Raw genomic sequence first — 17,508 nt, 5'->3', positions numbered from 1 at the left:
CACGGAGTTATACCCGGGGCGGGATGTTGTAGTTCCAGCGGAACATGTTCTGCGGGTCCCAGGTGGTCTTCACGGTCCGGAGCCGCTCATAGGTCGCATCGTCGTAGGCCAGCCGCACGCCCGCGACCGACGCGTCGGCCGGTGCCAGGTAGCTGGGATGCTTCTTGCCCGTCGGGCCGGCGAGCCGGTTGGTCAGCGCCAACCCCGGGTCGTGCGCGAGGGCCGGTGCGCCGGGCGGCACGACGGTCAGCGCGAACAGGGCGAAGGCGACGTCACGGCGCACAGCGTTCGGGTATCGCGCCGGCCTTCCGAACGCGCCGCCGAGCTGGGTCAGGTTGACCAGCGTGGGGCCCTGTGCGGAGTCGGTGAGCTCGAGGATCGCGTCCATCGCGGACGGTGACAGCTCGTCGAGCATGGCGAAGTGCTCGACCGAGGTGCCCGGGTCGCTCGGGTCGTTGGCGATGGCGGCGATGTCTCCCACTGGCATCGTGGTCAGGGTGTCGACGAGCACGGGGGCGGCGGCCCGCAGCGGCGCGACCAGTGTGTCGCCGTCGGTGCCGAGGTACGCGAGGCGGACGAACACGGTGAGCTTGCCGCGCATGAACTCGGGAACGAACGGCAGGTCCGGCGCCCGCAGGAAGACGATCGACGACGTCAGCTCGTCGGTCGCCGCGGCAGTGAGCAGGTGGTACGCGCGGAGCACGTCGGCCGCGTGCTCCCCCGCGAACTGGAGCGATCCCGCGTAGAGCTCCGCGACCGGGAACAGGTCGAACTCCAGCGCGGTGACGACACCGACGTTGCCCTTGCCGCCGAGGAGGGCGAAGAACAGGCCCGGGTCGGAATCCGGGGTGACGCGGCGCAGCGCGCCGTCCGCGGTCACGACCTCGACCGCCTGGACGTGGTCGGCCGCGTACCCGAAGGCCCGTCCCATCGAGACGCTCACGCCGCCGCCCAACGTGTAGCCGACGACGCCGACCTGTGGTGAGGAGCCGGCGAGCGGCGCAAGGCCGAGCTTGGCGGCCGCTTCGACGACCTGTCCCCAGTGGACACCCGCTTCGACCCGTGCGCGGCCAGCAGTTCCGGAGTGTTCGGCATGGAAATACGGTATCTCCGTACCGAATCCGCCGGGCAAGCCTTTGACCTGCAATGTTGCTGTCGTCACGCCCGCGTGATCGCCCGCAGGCTGGCCTTGAACTCCTCGTACCGTTCCGGGCCGAGCACCCCCGCATGCCGGGTTTCAATCTCGGCGACCACCATGTCGGAGTAGCGCATCAGCGCGCGACCACGCTCGGTTGGCATGATCAGTTTCGCCCGGCGGTCGGCGGGATCCGACTCGCGCCGCAGGTATCCGAGATCCTCGAGCTCGTCGATGATGGCGCCGACGGTCTGCTTGTGCCGGCCGGAGAGCTGCGCGAGCTCGCCCGGCCGGATCCCCTCCTCGTCGAGGTAGGCCGTGACGGCGCCGTGCCGGGGCCGCAGGTCGTCGAAGCCCGCCTCGGCACTGCGGCCGAACAGCTCCCGCTGCAGGTCGAACAGCAGGTTCGCGGCCAGTACCCCCAGGTCAGGGTCCTGCCGTTTGTGCATGCTGCGTTTCATCCGCTCTCCCGTCGACCACTCCAGCTTAGTACAACTACGTGATGGTCCCCATTTGTGATAGTCACGGTTCTGGACTATCTTTGCGGGTACCACGGAGGGATCGAGGAGCGATGAGCACAGTCGAGTTGACCCGTTTCCGCGTGCCCGAGGCACGCGCCGACGCGCTGCTGGCCGCACGACCGGCCATGCTGCGCGACTTCGAGAGTGACCGCGCCGGCTTCCTCGGCGCGCGACTGATCCGCCTGAACGCCGAGGAGTGGCTGGACATCGTCCTGTGGAACACCCACGAGGACTTCGCCGAGTCGCGGCGCCGCGGAGCCAACCGGCCCGGCATCCAGGCGTTCTTCGAGGCGATCGCCGAGGTGATCAGCTCCGAGGAAGGCACCGACGGCTTCGAGGGAGATGCCTGATGCGCGCGGCATGGTACGACCGGCAGGGCCCGGCACATAAGGTGCTCGAGGTCGGCGAGCTCCCGGATCCGAAGCCGGGCCCGGGCGAGGTCCGCGTCAAGGTGTCGGTCTCCGGGGTCCACGTCGGCGACATCGGCAAACGGCAGGGCTGGTGGGGGTCGACCATGCCGTACCCCCGGGTCATCCCGCACGGCGACGGCGCCGGGACGATCGACGCCGTCGGACCGGGCATCCACCGGTCCCGGATCGGCGAGCGGGTGTGGGTCTACCTGGCCCAGTCGTACCGCCCGTTCGGGACCGCCGCCGAGTACACGGTGGTCCCGGCCCACCACGCCGTGCCGCTGCCTTCCGGGGTGCCGGACGACCAGGCGGCCGGGCTCGGCATCCCGGGCATCACCGGCCACCGGGCGATCTTCGCCGACGGTCCGGTGACGGACCAGCGGGTGGTCGTCTCGGGAGCGCTGGGGGCGGTCGGCCGCGCCGCGGTGGCCGTGGCCCGCCGGGGCGGCGCCACCGTGATCGCCACGGTGCACACACCGGACCAGATCGACCAGGCCCTGGCGGCGGGCGCACACCAGGCCGTCGACACCGCTTCCGGCGACGTGGCGGCCCGGATCCTCGAACACACCGGCGGCGAACCGGTCGACCGGGTGGCCGAGCTCGCCTTCGACACGAACCTGGCGACCAACCTGGAGATCCTGGACTACAACGGCGTGGTCGCCGCGTACGCGACGGGCGCGACCGAGCCGCGCATCCCGTTCTGGCAGCTCGGCTTCAAGAACCTCACGGTCCGGTTCCTGAGCAACGACGACTTCCCGGAGAAGGCGAACAAGGCCGCCGCGAAGGACCTGACGGCCGCGCTGGTGGCCGGCGACCTGCGCTACCCGATCGCCGCCCGCCTGCCGCTGGCGGACATCGCCGACGCACACGACCTCGCGGAACACAGCGCATCGCGGGGCCGGGTCGTCGTGGACATCGAGGCCTAGCGCGCCTTTCAGACCGACAGCACGTAGATCCGCGGGTTCAGCTTGCCGATCATCTGGTAGACGCCCCACAGGCTGTCGGTGAGCAGGTACTCGTACGCGATGGTGCCGAACCGCTCCTCGTAGGCAGCACGGTTGCGCAGCAAACGCGACACCCACAGCAACTGCTGGGAGCTGGAGGCGATGCCGTCTTCCTCGCTGCGCTCGCGGGTCTCACCGTGCAACTCGATGCATTGCTCGATGCTCAGCCCGGCCCCGGTGATCGCGGCCTCGATCCGTTGCGGATCCACGCTGGAGGTGTGGATGCCGGCCGGTGGCCACAGGAACGCCGCCTCCGCCGGGGTGAGCCAGTCCGTGGCGGTCATCTGGAAGACCAGCGCGCGACCGCCGGGTTTGAGGACCCGGCGGAACTCACCGAATGCCGTCTCCAGATCCTCGACGTGTACGAGCACGTCCCGGCACCAGATCAGATCGACCGAGCCGCTGGGGTCGGTCAGCTTCTCGGCGACGCCCTCGTCGATACGGACCCGGGCGGCGGCCTCGGGTTCCTCGACCGCGAAGGCGGCGAGGTCGCGGGCCGCGTTGTCGAGGTGACGGCGGACCGGCTCGACACCCCGCACGGTGAACCCGAAACGACGCGACAGCTCGAAGGAGTAACGCCCCTCGCGAGCACCGACATCCAGCACGGCCGAACCCGGCGGCAGGCCGGTCTCCGCGACCAGGTCGAACAGCAACTCGTTGAGGCTCCGCGGCGACAGGCTCTCGTTCAGCGCCGCCTCGACCTCCTGGTCGTCGAACGTGTCGCCATAGACGTCGTCGACGCTGCGCATGACCCGAGGCGCGGGAGTGTCAGGCATGGGCCGCAGCCTAGGAGCGGCCCTACGCATGCACCACGGGTTTTTCGAACGGCCCGTATGGCTGACTGCCCTACTCCGGTATCTGGTAGGCGTCGTGTTCGCCGTAGTAGATGACGGCAATCGTCGCCTCTTCCGGGGTTGGTGTCGCGCCATCCCTCCAGTCGCTCCAGACCTCGACGGCCTCCAGAGCGAGATGGACCTCCAGCAGGTAGTCGTGGCCAGACTTGGTCGTGACGCCGTCAGGAACGTCGTCGCCAGTGAGAACCAGCGCATCCGAGGCAAGGGTCCACGGCCGTCGTGCATAGATGGTCGGACCGGGCGAGTAGCCGTCACCGGCAGGAATGTCATCGAGATGTGAGATCACGTCGATCAGGGTTGGCACATCGCCGACCCTACAGACGCTGAGGGCTATGTGCTGCGGCTCAGCTTTCGTCGCTGGGGATGCCAACTCGGGTGATGTCCTTGCTCCGGACGAGTTCTCGAATCGCGGTGACCATGGCCGCTATCCCTGGACGGGGAACGATGAGCTGGTCGACGACCCAGAAGCAACTGCCATGGACAACCTCAGCGGTCGCCTCCCAGTGCTGGAGCAGGCGACGTACCTCGTCGACGGTGAAGATCGTGAGTGCCCAGCTCGATCCATCGGGCAGGTCGACGAACGCGTCGACGTTGTCCACGGCCTCTATTTGCCCGGGCCGAGGACGAATCGTGCGACGAAGGTGGGTTCCCGCACGATGACGAACGGTGCGTCGATCGTGAGCCGACTAGCGGATTCCATCGCTTGATCATCCCGCGTGAATCCCGTTGCCGGGATGTCTGGACGGCTGGCGCGGCGGCTCAGGCTGGCGGACCCTGAATCGGGCGATGGCCTTGGTTATGGTTCGGGGGACGTCAGCCAGGAGTTGGTCGATTCCTCGGCGGCCGTCTCGGGCCGCTGGTGGCCGCAGGTGAGCTCATTGCCGTGGGAGTCGGTGACATCAGCGCTGAGACCGTTGCAGTGCACCGTCATCGACTGTGGGCGGTAGTCCACCTCGAATGGCTCGTCGGGATGAGTAGTCCCGGGATAGAGGTTGTCATCTGGCGAAGCGGCCGTGGAGACGACGAAGACTTCACCGGGTCGTAGCCAGTAGTCACGGCCCCAGGGTTCGATGACGAGCTCGAGTAGCGTGGCGCCAGAGTTCTGGAGGCGCACGTGGCACTTCTTGGGACCCGGGTCAGTCAATGTCCTGGCTCGCATGCGTTGGGGGACACGGCACGGCCTATTGTGCCGGGTCGCGAGGGCGTGGAGGTTCGCGCTTGCGGACCTTGAACCGGGCGACCGCTTTGGTCGTGGTGCGGGCGACCTCGGTGATCAGCTCATTGCCGTCGTTAGACCCGGAAGGTGTGGTCAGCGGACTCGACGGTGACCGTGCGGCCGGCGTGCATCATTCCGACGTGGATGCGTTGCCGGGCGGCTCGCTAACGCTCTAGTCGAGGCGTCAGCGTGATGCAGATGGTCTCGCCAAGGAGGTGCCACGGTAGTTTCGGTGTCGATGGAACCGACATCGACCCGCGAACAGGTCGTCCGGCTCGTGCTCGCAGCCGTCCGAGAACCTGGAGCTTCGTTCCCGGGCGGCGCCGACGACGCTGAGATCGCCGACCTGCGAGAGGCGGTCGGCGTTCCGCTGCCGCCCGAACTCGAAGAGTGGCTACAGGTGTGCAAGGGCGACGTGATCGGCCCGGGTGGGCTGTACGGGGTGCGGCAACCTGGTGGTGCGACGAGCATCGCGTCGATGCTGGAGCTCTTCCCCGGGTGGCGGGAGCGCGGGTGGCTACCGGTCGCCGGGGACGGCAACGGTGACTACTACGTGCTTCTCACCGCAGGGGAGCTGGCCGGGCAGGTGGGCTTCGTCGACCAGTGCGACTACGACGTCCTCGACCACGTCGTGGCTGGCGATCTGTGGACCCTCGTGCGAAACCTCCTGCTCGCCGACGCCGGCCGGGCCTAGTAGCGCGAGCGCATGGTCTGCGCCGAGCGAACGGCCCAGAAGTGGAAGGCCAGGCCGATCGTCCAGCCGAGGAACGACCACAGGGGCCAGAAGAAGTGGTCCGGCGTGAGCAGCCGCCACAACACGACCTGGGCCGCAATGCCGACGACGTAGCAGAGAACGTGCACCCACAGCCCGATTCTCGCGGCGTTATCGCTCATCTTCGATCTCATGGCCACACGGTAGGTCGGCGCACTTGACGACGACGGAACCCCGCGTCAGCCGTCGTTCAGTGTTCGGGAAGATCGTGATGTCACCTCCCCAGCGTGCCGCAGGTCGTATGGGTGACTGACGGAGGTGACGGTGGACGGCGATGTCGACCTGCACGAGCTCTACCGCGTCGCGGCGCCCCGGCTCACGGCCCAGATGTTCGGCCTGACCGGGGACTATGCCGAGGCGCAGGATGCCGTGCACGAGGCGTTCGCGCGCGTGCTCGCGCGACCGGCTCGGCTACGCGGGGTCGACAACCCCGAAGCGTGGCTGCGGACGGTGGCGATGAACGTCGCGCGCTCGCGGCACCGCAGACGGGCGCTCTTCGACCGCCTGGTCCGCACGGGGCGACTGCCCCGGGACGAGGTCGCTCCGCCGCTGTCCCCCGACCACGTCGCGCTGGTCGCGGAACTGCAGACCCTGCCGAGGGTCGTGCGTGAGGCGGTGGTGCTGCACTACATCGCGGACCAGCCGGTCGCGGAGGTGGCCAGCGCGCTGGGCTGCAGCGTGGAAGCGGTCAAAACCAGGCTGTTGCGGGGCCGCCGAGCCCTCGCGGTGGCCCTCACCGACCGGGAGGCGACCCGTGCGTGAACCAGACTTCGCCGGACTGGTCGAGTCCGGCCGGCAGGCGTTCCGGCCCGACTGGGACGACGTGGTGGCCAAGGCCGCCCGCAAGCGCCGGTTCCTGGCGGCGTTCGGCGCGGCCGCGGTCGCCCTGGTGGTCGCCGCCGGTGGCGGTCTCGCGACCGGCAGCTTCGGCGGCGCCGACCAGCCCCGACCGGAGCCGACCGGCAGCCCGTACGCACTGGAGCATTTCGCCCAGAACCCGGTGCCCGGCCGCAGCCCGATCCCCCAGATCTCCGTGACCAGCTACGCGGTCGCCGGCGACCTTGACCACCTCTATGTCCCCGTGCGCGACTGCCGGTCGCAGTGCGTCGACCTGATCGCCGCCACCGCGGACCGGGGCCGCACCTGGACGTCGGCCGTGATGCCGGGCGGAAAGATCAACGCCTCCCGGTTCGTCGTCGCGGCGGCCGGCGAGACCGTGGTCGCGGTCGTCCGCGGGCGCCCGGATGCGCGTGGCGACCGCACGGCGGACTACTCGACCAGTACGAACGCGGGTCGCATGTGGCGCCCGGCCCCGGTCGCCGAGGTCGCGGAACTGCCCGCCGACTGGGTGTCGATCGAGGTGGTGCGGGACCGGCTGATCGGCCTCGACCCGCGCACCGGCGACCTCGCCAGCGTGGCGTTGCCGATCCTGGAGGCGCGGGTGCTCGCCACCCCGGCGGAGCCGTCCGAGCGATGGCTGTTCGGCTACACCGGGACGGAACCGACGGGCAAACGCGGCAAGCTGCGGTACGTGGGTAAGTCGCTGGCCGTCAGCCGCGACGGCGGCCGCACCTGGAGCGTCCGCAAGCTGCCGAAGGACGACGTGTTCAGCGACGTCACGGTGGCGAACAGCAAGCGGGTGTACGCGCTGTACCAGTCGAGCTCGGCGTACGCGCAGCGCGTCTTCCGCAGCGATGACGGCGGCCGGACGTGGGACGACGGCACCGAAGTTCCCGTGGAGGTCGGCCAGAACACGATCTACGGGACGGCCGACGGCGGCGCGTACCTGTCCGCGCGGGAGAGGTTGTTCCATACCAGTGACGGCCGAACGGTCCGCGAGGTACGCGACGCCCCGCCGCCGTACGCGCGGATCGTCCCTGTGTACGGCGGTGGCTACCTGGCGGTGAGCCTGTGGAGCCAGTTCGGCATGTCGGTGTCGGACGACGGCCGGTCGTGGACGAGGTTGGAGACGCCGGTGCTCCGTTTGTAGGCGTGTCAGTGGCCGTGTCAACACCGTGTCAGGTCGGTGGCAGGACTGGCGCCGATGGTTGTCGCATGGCCCGCCGAGAGCGAGCCGACCGACCAGAGGAGCCAGTCATGCCGACCTTCGCCACCCCGAACCCGATCGCCGCCATCGTCGAGGTCGCCGGTGCCCGCGTGCGGGTCACCGCCAGCGACCGCACCGACGCCTCCGTGGTCGTCGCACCCATCGACGCGGCGAACCGCAAGGACGTCAAGGTGGCCGAGAAGACCTCGGTCGACTTCGCCAACGGCCGCTTGTCCGTCAAGACCACGGCCTCCGGCGACAAGTCCGGTTCGGTGGCCATCACCATCGACCTGCCCGCGGGGTCGAGCTTGCGGGCTTATCTCGCACACTCGGACGTACACGCCGCCGGGTCGTTGGGCGGTTGCGAGGTGCACATGGCGTCGGGTCGGGTCCAGCTCGACCGCGTGGAGACGCTGCGGGCGAACGTCGCGTCCGGTGAGGTCGCGGTCGACCGCATCACGGGCGGCGCCGACATCGACGGCGGAGCGTTCACGATGCGGATCGGCTCGGTCGGGCAGACCGTGAAGTTCTCGAACTCGGGCGGCCAGGCCTGGATCGGCCACGCCGCCGGCGACCTCGAGCTCAGCAGTGCGAGCTGCGACTTCGACATCGACCGCGCCGACGGCAACGTCACCGCCGGGACCGCCAGTGGCGCCATCCGGATCGGCCGGATGACGAACGGACACGCGAACCTGACGAACGGCTCGGGCACCATCGAGGTCGGCATCAGCGAGGGCGCCACGGCCGACGTCGACGTGCGGAGCGAGCGGGCGTCGGTGCGCGACTCGGTCTCGGGACAGTCCGACCCCTCGCCGTCGGACGGCAAGGTCTCGGTCCACGCCCGCACCCGCCACGGCGACATCGTCATCCGTCGCGCGGTATGAAGCACTTCGACCCCTGAGCGCGGCACACCGTTGCCGCGCTCAGGCCGTCGTGGCGTTGCCGTCCGTCTCGGGGACGACGAGCACCGGGCAGAGCGCGTGGCGCAGCAGGTGACGGGTCGTCGATCCCGGCCGGCCTCGCAGGCCGCTGCCCCCGGATCCGACGACCACAAGCCGCACGCCGGAGGACAGATCGGACAACATCGCAGCTGGCGGTCCCTCGACCACCAATCCGTCGACCGGCACGTCCGGGTTCGCGTCGGCGAGCGCGGACACCGCCCGCGCCAGAGTGCGTTCGGCGCCGCGGTAGGCCTCGGTCCGCGGCCAACTCTGCGGCCGCGTGGTAGCCGGCCCGACGCGCACCGGCCACTCGAAGACGTCGACGAGCCGCACGCGACAGGTCCACCGCCGCGCCTCTTCGAGCGCCAGCGTGACCGCCGCCCGCGCACCGGCTGAGCCGTCGTACCCGACAAGGATCGTCATGACGACCACTCCAATCTTCCTTGTCGAGCGTCGCCCACCGGGCCGTGCGGCTGCCACCGGCATTGGTCATGTCCCCACGGGACCAGTGGGCCGCCGGCCGTGACCAGTGATGCTGACGCGCCTCATGTGCCGCCGATCGGGACTTTCGGCCCTACGGGAAAGGCACGCCGACGCGGCAGCGTTGGGTTATGACCGAGCTCAGCTTTACCTGCGAGGTCCACCGCCACACGACGACCCTCACCGTTCATGGCAACGTCGAAACCGATCGCACCGAGACGCTGGGCGACGCGATCGCGATGGCGTCGATCATGCGTTCCCGCGGTCCCATCGTGGTCGACGTGACCGACGTCGGCCGGCTGTCGCCGGCCGCGCTCGCGGTGCTGCGCAGAGCCACGAACGACGCCGGCGCCGCCGGCCGCCAACTCACGGTGCGGGCCGGCGCACCCGCGTTACGCCAGGCCGCCGGTGTCGCGTAGTCACGGGTTCTTGCGCAGCAGCCGGGTGGCCAGCACCGCGGCCTGGGTGCGGCGCTCGAGGCCGAGCTTGGCCAGCAGACTGGAGACGTAGTTCTTCACCGTCTTCTCGGCCAGGAACATCTCGGCGGCGATCTCCCGGTTGGTGCGCCCTTCGGCGATGTGCTCCAGGATCCGCCGTTCCTGGTCGGTGAGCGCCTTGAGCTCCTGTGGCTGCTCCACGCCGCTGCGGATGCGGTCCAGGACCCGCTGCGTGACCGCCGGGTCGAGCATCGACTGACCGGCGGCGACCCGCCTGACCCCGTCGACCAGGTCCGTGCCGCGGACCTGCTTGAGCACGTATCCCGACGCACCGGCCATGATGGCCGCGAACAGCGCCTCGTCGTCTTCGTACGAGGTGAGGATCAGCGCCTTGATGGACGGGTCGACGGCTCGGACGTCACGACAGACGTCGATGCCGCTGCCGTCCGGCAGCCGCGCATCGAGGATCATGACATCCGGCCGGAGCGCCGGGATGCGCGCGGCGGCTTCTCGGGCGAGCCCGGCCTCGCCGATCACCTCGATGTCGCCGTGGCTCTGCAACAGGTCCGTCAGGCCGCGACGGACGACCTCGTGGTCGTCGAGCAGGTACACGCGAATCACAACTCATTCTGCACCTCAGAGAGGTCCCGGTGCATCAACGCCGGCCGGCCCGCGACCTCGGGACCTCTGCCCCTGCCCGGGAAACGCCCGGCAGAAGACGATCGGTGGCGGGACAACCAGAGGGGGCCACCCGTGAAGCCGACGAACATAGCGCCGACGACAACCGGCTACACCACGGACGACCTGTCGGCCGCGGTCGAGCTGGCCATTCGGGCGCCGTCGATGCACAACAGCCAACCGTGGCGCTTCCGCCTCTCCGGCGGCACGATCGAGGTCCGCCTCGACCTGAGCCGGCTTCCCGACATCCCCGCGCGCGACTGGGCGGGTCGCGTCAGTTGCGGCGCGGCCGTCTTCAACCTGCGGATGGCGCTGGCCGCCCTCGGGAAACCCGCCGCGGTGCTCGTCCAACCGCTCAGCCGGGACCGCGACGTGGTTGCCCAACTGCTGCCGGACGATCCGCGCCCCGCCTCCGGCGCCGAGCGGGCGTTGTGCGCCGCCATCGCGCGCCGGCACAGCAACCGCATGCCGTTCAGCGCCGAGGTCGTGCCGGCCGATCTGCGGTCTCGGCTCCTGGAGGCCGCACGAGCCGAAGGCGGCTGGCTTGATCTGATCATCGGGACCAGCGCGGTCAACGCGCTCGCCGAGGTCGTCAACGCCGCGAACCGGGTGCTGCACCGCGATCGGGCGTACGCGGATGAGCTCGACCGATGGCGGAGAGCGGAGCTCGCACCCGACGGGGTGTCTGTCCGCGCCGCGGGATACGCACCGGAGCCGCAGGACCTGCTGCCGATGCGCGCGTTCGGCGGTCGCACCCGTCCGCCCGGGCGCGACTACGAACCCGAACCGTTGGTGGCGGTGCTCGGCTCGCTCGGCGATCGCGACAGCGACCAGGTGAGGGCAGGACAGGCGCTCGAGCGGGTGCTGCTGACCGCGACGGACGCGGGCCTGGCCGTCTCGATGCTGTCCCAGCCCATCGAGGTGCCGGCGGCTCGGGAACGGCTGCGCTCGGCGCTGGGCCGCCACGGCGCACCGCAGATGGTGCTCCGCATCGGTTACGGGCATCCCGGATATCCCAGTCTGAGACGGCCGGCGGCCTCCGTCATCGACCCCGGGTGACGCGGCCGGTGAGCCGGTGCAGGGGAATGGCGATGAGGTGTCCGTCCACTGCGGACTCGGACCAGGGCTCTGGCATCCGTGGTGCGAGCGACCCTAGTCGCAGTGCGTCGACGACCTCGTAAGCCTCGCCGACTCCGAGCACGCTCCAGCCGGTCCGCGCGCCGGCGCGAATGTCGTCGACCTGGAAGGCGACGATGTTGCGCAGGGTGGCGGCGGCGAGCTTGCCGCCGCCGCCGGTGCGGAACACCACCTCTTCGCCGTCCAACAGATAGTTGACCGGGTGCGCCGCGGGCAGCGCTCCCTCCGTGAAGACGACGCGACCCACCGACCCGGTCGCGATGAGCCGCAGGCACTCGGTGCGGCTCAACTCGGCGAGGTTCCGGTCGGCTCCGGGTCCGGCAGGTATGGCGTCCACCGCCTCACGGTCGCGGATGGCGGGCGCGCGCGGTCAGGGCCAAAGGTCCTCAGTTGTCGCCGGTCGACCCGGGACCCGCCAACGGGACCGACCAGACCAGCCGGGTGCCGGACGGCCGACCGGCCATGACCGCCAGGGTGCCGCCCCGGCGTTCCGCACGTACCCGCAGGTTGCCCAGGCCGCTGACCCGGGTGGTCTCGCCGATCCCGCGTCCGTCGTCGCGGATCTCGAGCGTCACGGCGTCGGCCGTGACGGTGAACTCGACCTCGGCCGACCGGGCGTCCGCGTGGCGTGCCACGTTGGTGAGCGCTTCGCGCAGGACCGCCTCGAGGTCGTCGGCAAGATCGTCGGGCACCTGGCTTTCGATGACGCCGCTGAAGCGGACGCCGGCCTCGAACCCGAGCGCCGGTGCGACCTGGGTCGCGACATCGAGCAAACGGCCACGGACGCCGCCCGCCAGGGCACCGGGTTGGCGTTGGAGCTGGAAGATCGTGGTCCGGATCTGGCTGATGGTGGTGTCGAGGTCGTCGATGACCTGCACGATGCGGTCGGCGTCGGGGCCGGCGCCGATCTGCACCGCGGCGCCCTGCAAGGATAGACCGGCGGCGAACAGCCGTTGGATGACGTGGTCGTGCAGGTCGGCCGCGATCCGTTCGCGCTCGTGGAGCATCGCCACGCGCTGCTGTTCGGCGCGTGCCTCGGCAAGCTCGATGGCCAGCGCCGCCTGGTTGGCGAAGCTCGCGGCCATGTCGACGTCGTCGGCGGTGAACAGCGCCCGGCCCGGCGCTCGTGCGGTCCACAGCACACCGTGGACGCGTGCGGAGCCGTGCAGCGGCACCGCGAGGACCGGTCCGATGTCGACCACCTCGGCCGTCGGCGACACGCTCGCGCCGCCCTCACCCGGGTTGGCCAACCGCAGCGGCCGACCGGACGCGAACACCTCACCGGACAAGGTGCCCCGCGCCGGCACGCGCGTGCCGGTGAGCGGGACGGCGGCGAGGCCGACGGCCACTTCGATCCGCAACTCGTCTTCGTCATCGGGGTTCGGGAGCACGACCGTCACCAGATCGGCCTTCGCCACCTCCATGGTGCGCTCGGCGATGCGCCGAAGCGGAAGGATGGGCGAGCCCTCGGTCGCCAGAACCTGACGGGTGATGGCGGCCGACGCCTGCAGCCATTCGCCCCGCAGTTGTGCGGAGGCGTAGAGGCGGGCGTTGTCGATCGCGACCGCGGCCGTCGCGGCGAGCGCCCTGACCAGTTCCTCGTCCTCGGCGGTGAACGCGCCGGCCGCGCTCTCGGCCAGATACAGGTTGCCGAAGACCTCGTCGCGGACGCGGATCGGCACGCCGAGGAAGCTGTGCATCGGTGGATGCCCGGCCGGGAACCCCGCCGAGCGCGGGTCGTCGCCGATGTCCTCGAGGCGGATCGGTCGCGGGTCGTCGATCAGCGCACCCAGCAGGCCCTTGCCCTGGGGAAGATGACCGATGACCTCCACCGCGTCTGCGGGCATTCCACTGTGGATGAACTCGGCCAGTCCACCCGTGGGCGATACGACGCCCAGCGCCGCGTAGCGGGCGCCGGCAAGCTCGCGGGCGGCCTCGACGATGCGCCGAAGCACGGCCGGGAGAGCGAGATCGCCGATGATGAGCTGGTTCGCGTGCAGCAGCCCGCGAAGCCGCCCCTGGGTGGACATCACCTCCTGCGCCCGGTCGACCAACTGCCCGAGGAGCTGGTCGAGCTCGAGCCGCGGTGCGTCGGGAAATGTCAGCGAGCTATCGCCGCGTTCGCGCTGGATGCCCGCTTTCTCGTCAGGCTCGGCTGGTCCAGGCATCGCTAGGCTCCTTAACCCCGATCATCTCAGCCTAGCGACCTCGCGCCGCGCATTGATCCGGTCAGCCCGGGTCGACCGCGGACAGGTCGACGGTCTGGCTCGCCGGCATCCGCGGCGTGCGCGGCGGCGCGGCGTCCGCGACACCGAGCCGGATGACCAGGTACGGCCGGCCGACGCCCGCGAGCATCCGGCGCAGTGTCTCCCGGGTGGTCGTCACCTCGATGGCACCGCTGAGCGGCACCAGAGAGACGCCCTTCCCGACCGCGACGAGCCACACCGCGCCCAGCGCCTCACCGGCGCGCAGCCACGAGGCCGGCTGGTCGTCGTCGCCGTAGAGCAACGCGTACCGTGCGTGCCGGTCGTGACCAGGCCCGATCGGCAGCGTGCCCGGCGTTCCGAAGTCCCGCGCCGGCACCGTCGTTCGGGGAGCGCCCGCCAGCAGTACGTCCTGCGGCAGTCCGGTGCCCTCCGGCGCGGATCTGCCGGTCCAGTAGGCGAGCTCGGACCGGATCTGCGGATCGTCCGCCTCGATCTCGCCGGCCCGATATGCCGCGGCGGCCAGCTCGAGGACCTGGTCGGCGGTCAGCACGTGCAGCCGCGCCGACCCCGCGGCGGCAGCGGCCAACGCGTGCGTGGTGTCCGAGGGCAGCGCCTCGTCGGACACGGGCCGGCGATCGGTATGCCGGGTCCTCATCGCCTGCACCATGCGCATCGCCCGCGGAGTGACCTCGGCCCGATCGCACGGGATGATCTCGGCCAGCAGGTCCGGGCACGCGGGGTCGGGCAGATAGCGCACCGTCGTGTCCCAGCCCGCGGCACAGAGCGCCAGACGGGCGTGCTGCAGCGCCGTGCCGCAGCTCAGCAGCAGCAGCTCTCCGTCCGGGTCGGTGGCGGTGAGCTGCCGGCCGCGGTCCGCGAACAGCAGGAGCCGGTCGGGCAGCACCCGCCAACGCCACGGTTGGGTGTTGTGGATCGACGGCGCGTAGCCGGCGACGTTGGCGGCCTCCGCGAGCACGACCGCGATGGGGTCAGCGATGCGCGACATCATCTTTGTCCTTCCTAACTCCAGGCAACCGCGGTGGCGGCGTCCCGGGCAGGGCCGTCCGGCACCTGGCCAGCGGGCCGGATGGCCCTGACCCGGGCCGACCGGGCGCGTTTTGGTTGAGGTGTGACCAGCGGTCCGGGGAGGCGGTGTCAGAGGTGCCCGTGTCAACAGTTGCGCACACCGTGGACAACCGGGAGATCGTCGTCGGAACCGACGGGTCGCCGTGCGCGACCGCGGCGGTCAGGTGGGCCGCCGAAGAGGCTGCCCTGCGCGAGGTTCCACTGCGTGTGCTGCTCGCGCACGACACCGGCCCGCGCTTCGGGGGTGAGCCCGGGCTCCATCCCGAACAGGTCGACGCCATCCTCGATGCCGGGGCCGACGCGGCGCGGAGGGTTGACCGCGATCTTGACGTCCGCCCGCAGCAGGTGGTCGGCTGGGCCGTCCCGGCGTTGCTGAACGCGGCCGGCGGGGCAGGGATGTTGGTCGTGGGGAGCCGCGGCCACGGCGGGTTCGCCAGCCTCCTGCTCGGCTCCGTGTGCCAACAGGTCGCCAGCCGTGCGCCGTGCGCGGTCGCCATGGTCCGCGAGGGTGTGCACGCCGGGCCCGTGGTCGTCGGCAGCGACGGCTCCGAGCCGGCGCGAGGGGCGTTGGCAGTCGGTTTCCGGCTCGCCGACGAGCGCCACGCTCCCCTGCTCGCCGTGCGTGCCTACTATCCGCCAACGCCCCCACTCGGCTACGGATACCAGTCGCTGGTGCATGCCGTTGGCGACCTCGACCAGGCGACCGCGGACCGACTGGCCGGCGACCTGCGACCGTGGCGCCAGAGATATCCGACCGTGCGGGTCGACACCGCCGTCGTGCACGGCAGCGCGGCCGGCGCCCTGGTCGAACAGTCCCGAGACGCCCTGGCCGTCGTCGTCGGCAGCCACGGCCGAGGTCGGGTGACCGGCGCACTGCACGGCTCGGTCGGCCCGCACCTGTTGCGCCACGCACGCTGCCCGGTAATGGTCACCCATGAACGACAACGCGCCGCGGTCACTTGAGCCAGGGCAGCCGCTGCACGATCGGCAGCTTCTCCCATTGTCCGCCGAAACCCAGCGTGCGTCCGGCGCCGACGAGCGCGAGTCCTACCAGGACTGTGGCCAGGATCAGGTGCTCGTCCAGGAACGGGTTGGCCTCCGGAGGAAGTGCGACCGACCACATCATGACGTAAAGCAGGGCACCCGAGGCGGCGGCGATCCGCATGCCGATGCCGAGGGCGAGCGCCAGGCCGATGCCCAGCAGGCCGAGCATGAACGCCCAGTTGGCGAATCCCGTGCCGGCGAGGTGGTGGTAGAGGCCCGCGAACGGCCCCTCCGAGCCGCTGAGGAACCCCTTCGTCGGGCTGCCGCCGTTGAGCCATGAACGCTCGCTCGGGGTGGCGAAGCCGAAGCCGAAGACCTTGTCCAGGAAGGCCCACAGGAAGGTGTACGCGAGAGCCAGGCGAACGCCCGCCCACACGTAGCGCGCCGCCTGCTGGGCGGTTGTCCCGGTCGACCTGCCGGTGACCTCCTGAACGGTCGTCCGCGCGGTGTGCCGCTCTGCCATCGCGGTCATGGCGCTCCACGTCCTTTCGTCCCGTCTGCGGGTCCTGTCTGGACCCACATCGATTCCACCCTCCTGTCCGCCTGCGGAGCAGTGCCGGTGGTCCACACCCGCACAGGACCACGGTCACCCGGCCACCGGGACTTTCGCCTCTGCCGGGATGCGGTTGGGCCGCACCAACCACCGATGATCTAGCCTGCCTCCCATGAGTCCGTCCAGTGATCGTTCGCGCGAGGACCTCGTCAAGGAGGCCTACCAGGCCTGGGACGCCGAGGACTGGCCGCGTGCCGCCGAGCTGATGGAGGCCGCCGTCCGGGTCGATCCCGACGCACGCGGTGCCGACAAGCTCTGGTTCGACGCTGCCCTCGCCCACAAGTTCCTCGGCAACTGGCAGGAGGCGTACGACCTGGGCAAGGAGGCCGCCGCCCGCGCCACGCGCGGCGCGCAGGACCCCGCGTTCTGGAACCTCGGCATCGCCGCGACCATGCTGCGGGACTGGGCGACCGCCCGCGACTCCTGGATCGCCTACGGCATCAACCTCCCGGACGGCGACGGCGAGATCGTCGCCAACCTGGGCATGACGTGTGTACGCATCAACACCGCGACCGGTCAGGAAGTGGTGTGGGCCCAGCGGTTGTGCCCGACCCGCGCGGTAGTGCGCAGCGTCCCCTTCGACACCAGTCGCCGCCGCGGCGAGGTCGTCCTGCACGACGGTGCGCCCAACGGCGAGCGAATCGTGGCGGGCACGCGCTTCGCCGTGTTCGACGAGATCATGCTGTTCGAGCCCTCCGACGTGGCCACCCTGTCGGTCACGGTCACCGCCACCACGGCCGACGACCTCGAAGCGCTCCTGGTCGCGTTCGAGGAGGCCGACTTCGGCGCCGAGCCGACCAACAGCGCCCAACTGCTGTGCGCGTGTTGCAGCCAGGAGTCGATCGAGGTCGAACGGGCGACCGAAGCGGGCCAGCAGGTCGTCCTCATCGCCGCACCCGAGCCCCGCGCCCACGAGATCCTCGACGCCTGGCGCACCGCCGCACCCGACCGCCGCGGCTGGCGGGGCCTGCACCTCGCGGCCTGAG

Annotated in this window: 23 protein-coding genes; 10 read left to right on the top strand and 13 right to left on the bottom strand. The window is 70.6% G+C overall.

The features are described from left to right. Positions 1 to 7: 7 nt before the first annotated feature. Together BLV39_RS36810 and BLV39_RS36805 are read right to left on the bottom strand one after the other, a co-directional pair. Positions 8 to 1,132 (bottom strand): FAD-binding oxidoreductase, encoded by a 1,125-nt coding sequence (locus tag BLV39_RS36810; protein ID WP_176985257.1) that lies wholly within the window; start codon positions 1,130 to 1,132, stop codon positions 8 to 10. Positions 1,133 to 1,158: 26 nt separating this feature from the next. Continuing rightward, entirely contained in the window at positions 1,159 to 1,596 is a 438-nt protein-coding gene (locus tag BLV39_RS36805) for a MarR family winged helix-turn-helix transcriptional regulator (protein WP_090802671.1), read from the bottom strand. Positions 1,597 to 1,706: 110 nt separating this feature from the next. On the opposite strand from BLV39_RS36805, the gene BLV39_RS36800 reads away from it, so the two are divergent. After that, a complete protein-coding gene (locus BLV39_RS36800) occupies positions 1,707 to 2,006 on the top strand; it encodes a hypothetical protein (protein WP_090802669.1) in 300 nt (99 codons plus the stop codon). Further along, positions 2,006 to 2,992: an NADPH:quinone reductase gene (locus BLV39_RS36795; protein ID WP_090802666.1), complete on the top strand. Its 987-nt coding sequence runs from the start codon at positions 2,006 to 2,008 to the stop codon at positions 2,990 to 2,992. Before BLV39_RS36800 ends, BLV39_RS36795 begins: the two co-directional genes overlap by 1 nt. Before the next feature lie 8 nt (positions 2,993 to 3,000). Here BLV39_RS36795 and BLV39_RS36790 read toward each other — a convergent pair whose 3' ends face one another. The 4 genes from BLV39_RS36790 to BLV39_RS36780 all read right to left on the bottom strand — a co-directional run bounded on the left by BLV39_RS36790 (position 3,001) and on the right by BLV39_RS36780 (position 5,038). Then, positions 3,001 to 3,846 carry a class I SAM-dependent methyltransferase gene (locus BLV39_RS36790; RefSeq protein WP_176985256.1) on the bottom strand — a complete coding sequence of 282 codons (846 nt, stop codon included), beginning with the start codon at positions 3,844 to 3,846 and terminating at the stop codon, positions 3,001 to 3,003. A 70-nt stretch (positions 3,847 to 3,916) separates the two neighbouring features. Then, positions 3,917 to 4,228: a hypothetical protein gene (locus BLV39_RS43355; RefSeq protein ID WP_176985255.1), complete on the bottom strand. Its 312-nt coding sequence runs from the start codon at positions 4,226 to 4,228 to the stop codon at positions 3,917 to 3,919. A gap of 40 nt (positions 4,229 to 4,268) precedes the next feature. After that, positions 4,269 to 4,523: a hypothetical protein gene (locus tag BLV39_RS36785; protein ID WP_239083506.1), complete on the bottom strand. Its 255-nt coding sequence runs from the start codon at positions 4,521 to 4,523 to the stop codon at positions 4,269 to 4,271. Between the two features lie 197 nt (positions 4,524 to 4,720). Next, positions 4,721 to 5,038: a hypothetical protein gene (locus BLV39_RS36780; protein WP_090802660.1), complete on the bottom strand. Its 318-nt coding sequence runs from the start codon at positions 5,036 to 5,038 to the stop codon at positions 4,721 to 4,723. 340 nt (positions 5,039 to 5,378) lie between these two features. Here BLV39_RS36780 and BLV39_RS36775 point away from each other — a divergent pair, with 340 nt between their 5' ends. Then, on the top strand, positions 5,379 to 5,834 hold the full coding sequence (locus tag BLV39_RS36775; protein WP_090802658.1) for an SMI1/KNR4 family protein: 456 nt from the start codon (positions 5,379 to 5,381) through the stop codon (positions 5,832 to 5,834). Here the strand turns inward: BLV39_RS36775 and BLV39_RS36770 are convergent. After that, complete coding sequence (locus BLV39_RS36770; protein ID WP_090802927.1) at positions 5,831 to 6,046, bottom strand: 2TM domain-containing protein; 216 nt, start codon at positions 6,044 to 6,046, stop codon at positions 5,831 to 5,833. The two genes, BLV39_RS36775 and BLV39_RS36770, sit on opposite strands and share 4 nt — an antisense overlap. Before the next feature lie 130 nt (positions 6,047 to 6,176). On the opposite strand from BLV39_RS36770, the gene BLV39_RS36765 reads away from it, so the two are divergent. The 3 genes from BLV39_RS36765 (at position 6,177) to BLV39_RS36755 (ending at position 8,843) form a co-directional block, all read left to right on the top strand. Beyond that, positions 6,177 to 6,674, top strand: coding sequence for an RNA polymerase sigma factor (locus BLV39_RS36765; RefSeq protein WP_239083507.1), 498 nt, complete (start codon positions 6,177 to 6,179; stop codon positions 6,672 to 6,674). Further along, positions 6,667 to 7,902, top strand: coding sequence for a sialidase family protein (locus BLV39_RS36760; RefSeq protein ID WP_090802656.1), 1,236 nt, complete (start codon positions 6,667 to 6,669; stop codon positions 7,900 to 7,902). The genes BLV39_RS36765 and BLV39_RS36760 overlap by 8 nt, the downstream gene beginning before the upstream one ends. Before the next feature lie 107 nt (positions 7,903 to 8,009). After that, entirely contained in the window at positions 8,010 to 8,843 is an 834-nt protein-coding gene (locus BLV39_RS36755) for a DUF4097 family beta strand repeat-containing protein (RefSeq protein WP_090802653.1), read from the top strand. A 39-nt stretch (positions 8,844 to 8,882) separates the two neighbouring features. Here BLV39_RS36755 and BLV39_RS36750 read toward each other — a convergent pair whose 3' ends face one another. Beyond that, the gene (locus BLV39_RS36750; RefSeq protein WP_176985254.1) at positions 8,883 to 9,323 is read right to left on the bottom strand and encodes a universal stress protein; all 441 of its coding nucleotides are present in this window, start codon (positions 9,321 to 9,323) and stop codon (positions 8,883 to 8,885) included. A gap of 188 nt (positions 9,324 to 9,511) precedes the next feature. Between BLV39_RS36750 and BLV39_RS36745 the strand changes: the two genes are divergently transcribed. After that, complete coding sequence (locus tag BLV39_RS36745; RefSeq protein ID WP_090802647.1) at positions 9,512 to 9,799, top strand: STAS domain-containing protein; 288 nt, start codon at positions 9,512 to 9,514, stop codon at positions 9,797 to 9,799. Here the strand turns inward: BLV39_RS36745 and BLV39_RS36740 are convergent, their stop codons facing one another. Then, a complete protein-coding gene (locus tag BLV39_RS36740) occupies positions 9,800 to 10,438 on the bottom strand; it encodes a response regulator (protein ID WP_090802644.1) in 639 nt (212 codons plus the stop codon). Positions 10,439 to 10,570: 132 nt separating this feature from the next. On the opposite strand from BLV39_RS36740, the gene BLV39_RS36735 reads away from it, so the two are divergent. Continuing rightward, positions 10,571 to 11,554, top strand: a complete 984-nt coding sequence (locus BLV39_RS36735) for an Acg family FMN-binding oxidoreductase (RefSeq protein ID WP_373315234.1) — start codon at positions 10,571 to 10,573, stop codon at positions 11,552 to 11,554. Here BLV39_RS36735 and BLV39_RS36730 read toward each other — a convergent pair. The 3 genes from BLV39_RS36730 to BLV39_RS36720 form a co-directional block, all read right to left on the bottom strand. Beyond that, positions 11,538 to 11,969: a pyridoxamine 5'-phosphate oxidase family protein gene (locus tag BLV39_RS36730; protein WP_204082674.1), complete on the bottom strand. Its 432-nt coding sequence runs from the start codon at positions 11,967 to 11,969 to the stop codon at positions 11,538 to 11,540. The two genes, BLV39_RS36735 and BLV39_RS36730, sit on opposite strands and share 17 nt — an antisense overlap. A 49-nt stretch (positions 11,970 to 12,018) precedes the next feature. Further along, the gene (locus BLV39_RS36725; RefSeq protein ID WP_090802641.1) at positions 12,019 to 13,800 is read right to left on the bottom strand and encodes a sensor histidine kinase; all 1,782 of its coding nucleotides are present in this window, start codon (positions 13,798 to 13,800) and stop codon (positions 12,019 to 12,021) included. A gap of 61 nt (positions 13,801 to 13,861) precedes the next feature. Then, a complete protein-coding gene (locus BLV39_RS36720; RefSeq protein WP_090802917.1) occupies positions 13,862 to 14,845 on the bottom strand; it encodes an Acg family FMN-binding oxidoreductase in 984 nt (327 codons plus the stop codon). Between the two features lie 161 nt (positions 14,846 to 15,006). On the opposite strand from BLV39_RS36720, the gene BLV39_RS36715 reads away from it, so the two are divergent. Then, complete coding sequence (locus BLV39_RS36715) at positions 15,007 to 15,888, top strand: universal stress protein (protein WP_176985253.1); 882 nt, start codon at positions 15,007 to 15,009, stop codon at positions 15,886 to 15,888. Here the strand turns inward: BLV39_RS36715 and BLV39_RS36710 are convergent. Next, complete coding sequence (locus BLV39_RS36710) at positions 15,881 to 16,441, bottom strand: DoxX family membrane protein (protein WP_090802636.1); 561 nt, start codon at positions 16,439 to 16,441, stop codon at positions 15,881 to 15,883. The two genes, BLV39_RS36715 and BLV39_RS36710, sit on opposite strands and share 8 nt — an antisense overlap. 193 nt (positions 16,442 to 16,634) lie before the next feature. Here BLV39_RS36710 and BLV39_RS36705 point away from each other — a divergent pair, with 193 nt between their 5' ends. Then, positions 16,635 to 17,507 (top strand): tetratricopeptide repeat protein, encoded by an 873-nt coding sequence (locus tag BLV39_RS36705; protein WP_090802633.1) that lies wholly within the window; start codon positions 16,635 to 16,637, stop codon positions 17,505 to 17,507. The last annotated feature ends 1 nt before the right edge of the window (position 17,508 follow it).

The sequence above is a fragment of the Asanoa ishikariensis genome, from assembly GCF_900107455.1.
Classification (GTDB): Bacteria; Actinomycetota; Actinomycetes; order Mycobacteriales; family Micromonosporaceae; genus Asanoa; species Asanoa ishikariensis.
This window is presented reverse-complemented; position numbering and strand designations above follow the sequence as displayed.

Bases quoted from the DNA above. Each gene is read 5' to 3' on its own strand.
- BLV39_RS36795 (WP_090802666.1), top strand. From the start codon at position 2,006: ATGCGCGCGGCATGGTACGACCGGCAGGGCCCGGCACATAAGGTGCTC.
- BLV39_RS36755 (WP_090802653.1), top strand. From the start codon at position 8,010: ATGCCGACCTTCGCCACCCCGAACCCGATCGCCGCCATCGTCGAGGTC.
- BLV39_RS36770 (WP_090802927.1), bottom strand. From the start codon at position 6,046: ATGAGATCGAAGATGAGCGATAACGCCGCGAGAATCGGGCTGTGGGTG.
- BLV39_RS36805 (WP_090802671.1), bottom strand. From the start codon at position 1,596: ATGAAACGCAGCATGCACAAACGGCAGGACCCTGACCTGGGGGTACTG.
- BLV39_RS36800 (WP_090802669.1), top strand. From the start codon at position 1,707: ATGAGCACAGTCGAGTTGACCCGTTTCCGCGTGCCCGAGGCACGCGCC.
- BLV39_RS36745 (WP_090802647.1), top strand. From the start codon at position 9,512: ATGACCGAGCTCAGCTTTACCTGCGAGGTCCACCGCCACACGACGACC.
- BLV39_RS36775 (WP_090802658.1), top strand. From the start codon at position 5,379: ATGGAACCGACATCGACCCGCGAACAGGTCGTCCGGCTCGTGCTCGCA.
- BLV39_RS36710 (WP_090802636.1), bottom strand. From the start codon at position 16,441: ATGACCGCGATGGCAGAGCGGCACACCGCGCGGACGACCGTTCAGGAG.
- BLV39_RS36725 (WP_090802641.1), bottom strand. From the start codon at position 13,800: ATGCCTGGACCAGCCGAGCCTGACGAGAAAGCGGGCATCCAGCGCGAA.
- BLV39_RS36705 (WP_090802633.1), top strand. From the start codon at position 16,635: ATGAGTCCGTCCAGTGATCGTTCGCGCGAGGACCTCGTCAAGGAGGCC.
- BLV39_RS36750 (WP_176985254.1), bottom strand. From the start codon at position 9,323: ATGACGATCCTTGTCGGGTACGACGGCTCAGCCGGTGCGCGGGCGGCG.
- BLV39_RS36720 (WP_090802917.1), bottom strand. From the start codon at position 14,845: ATGTCGCGCATCGCTGACCCCATCGCGGTCGTGCTCGCGGAGGCCGCC.
- BLV39_RS36790 (WP_176985256.1), bottom strand. From the start codon at position 3,846: ATGCCTGACACTCCCGCGCCTCGGGTCATGCGCAGCGTCGACGACGTC.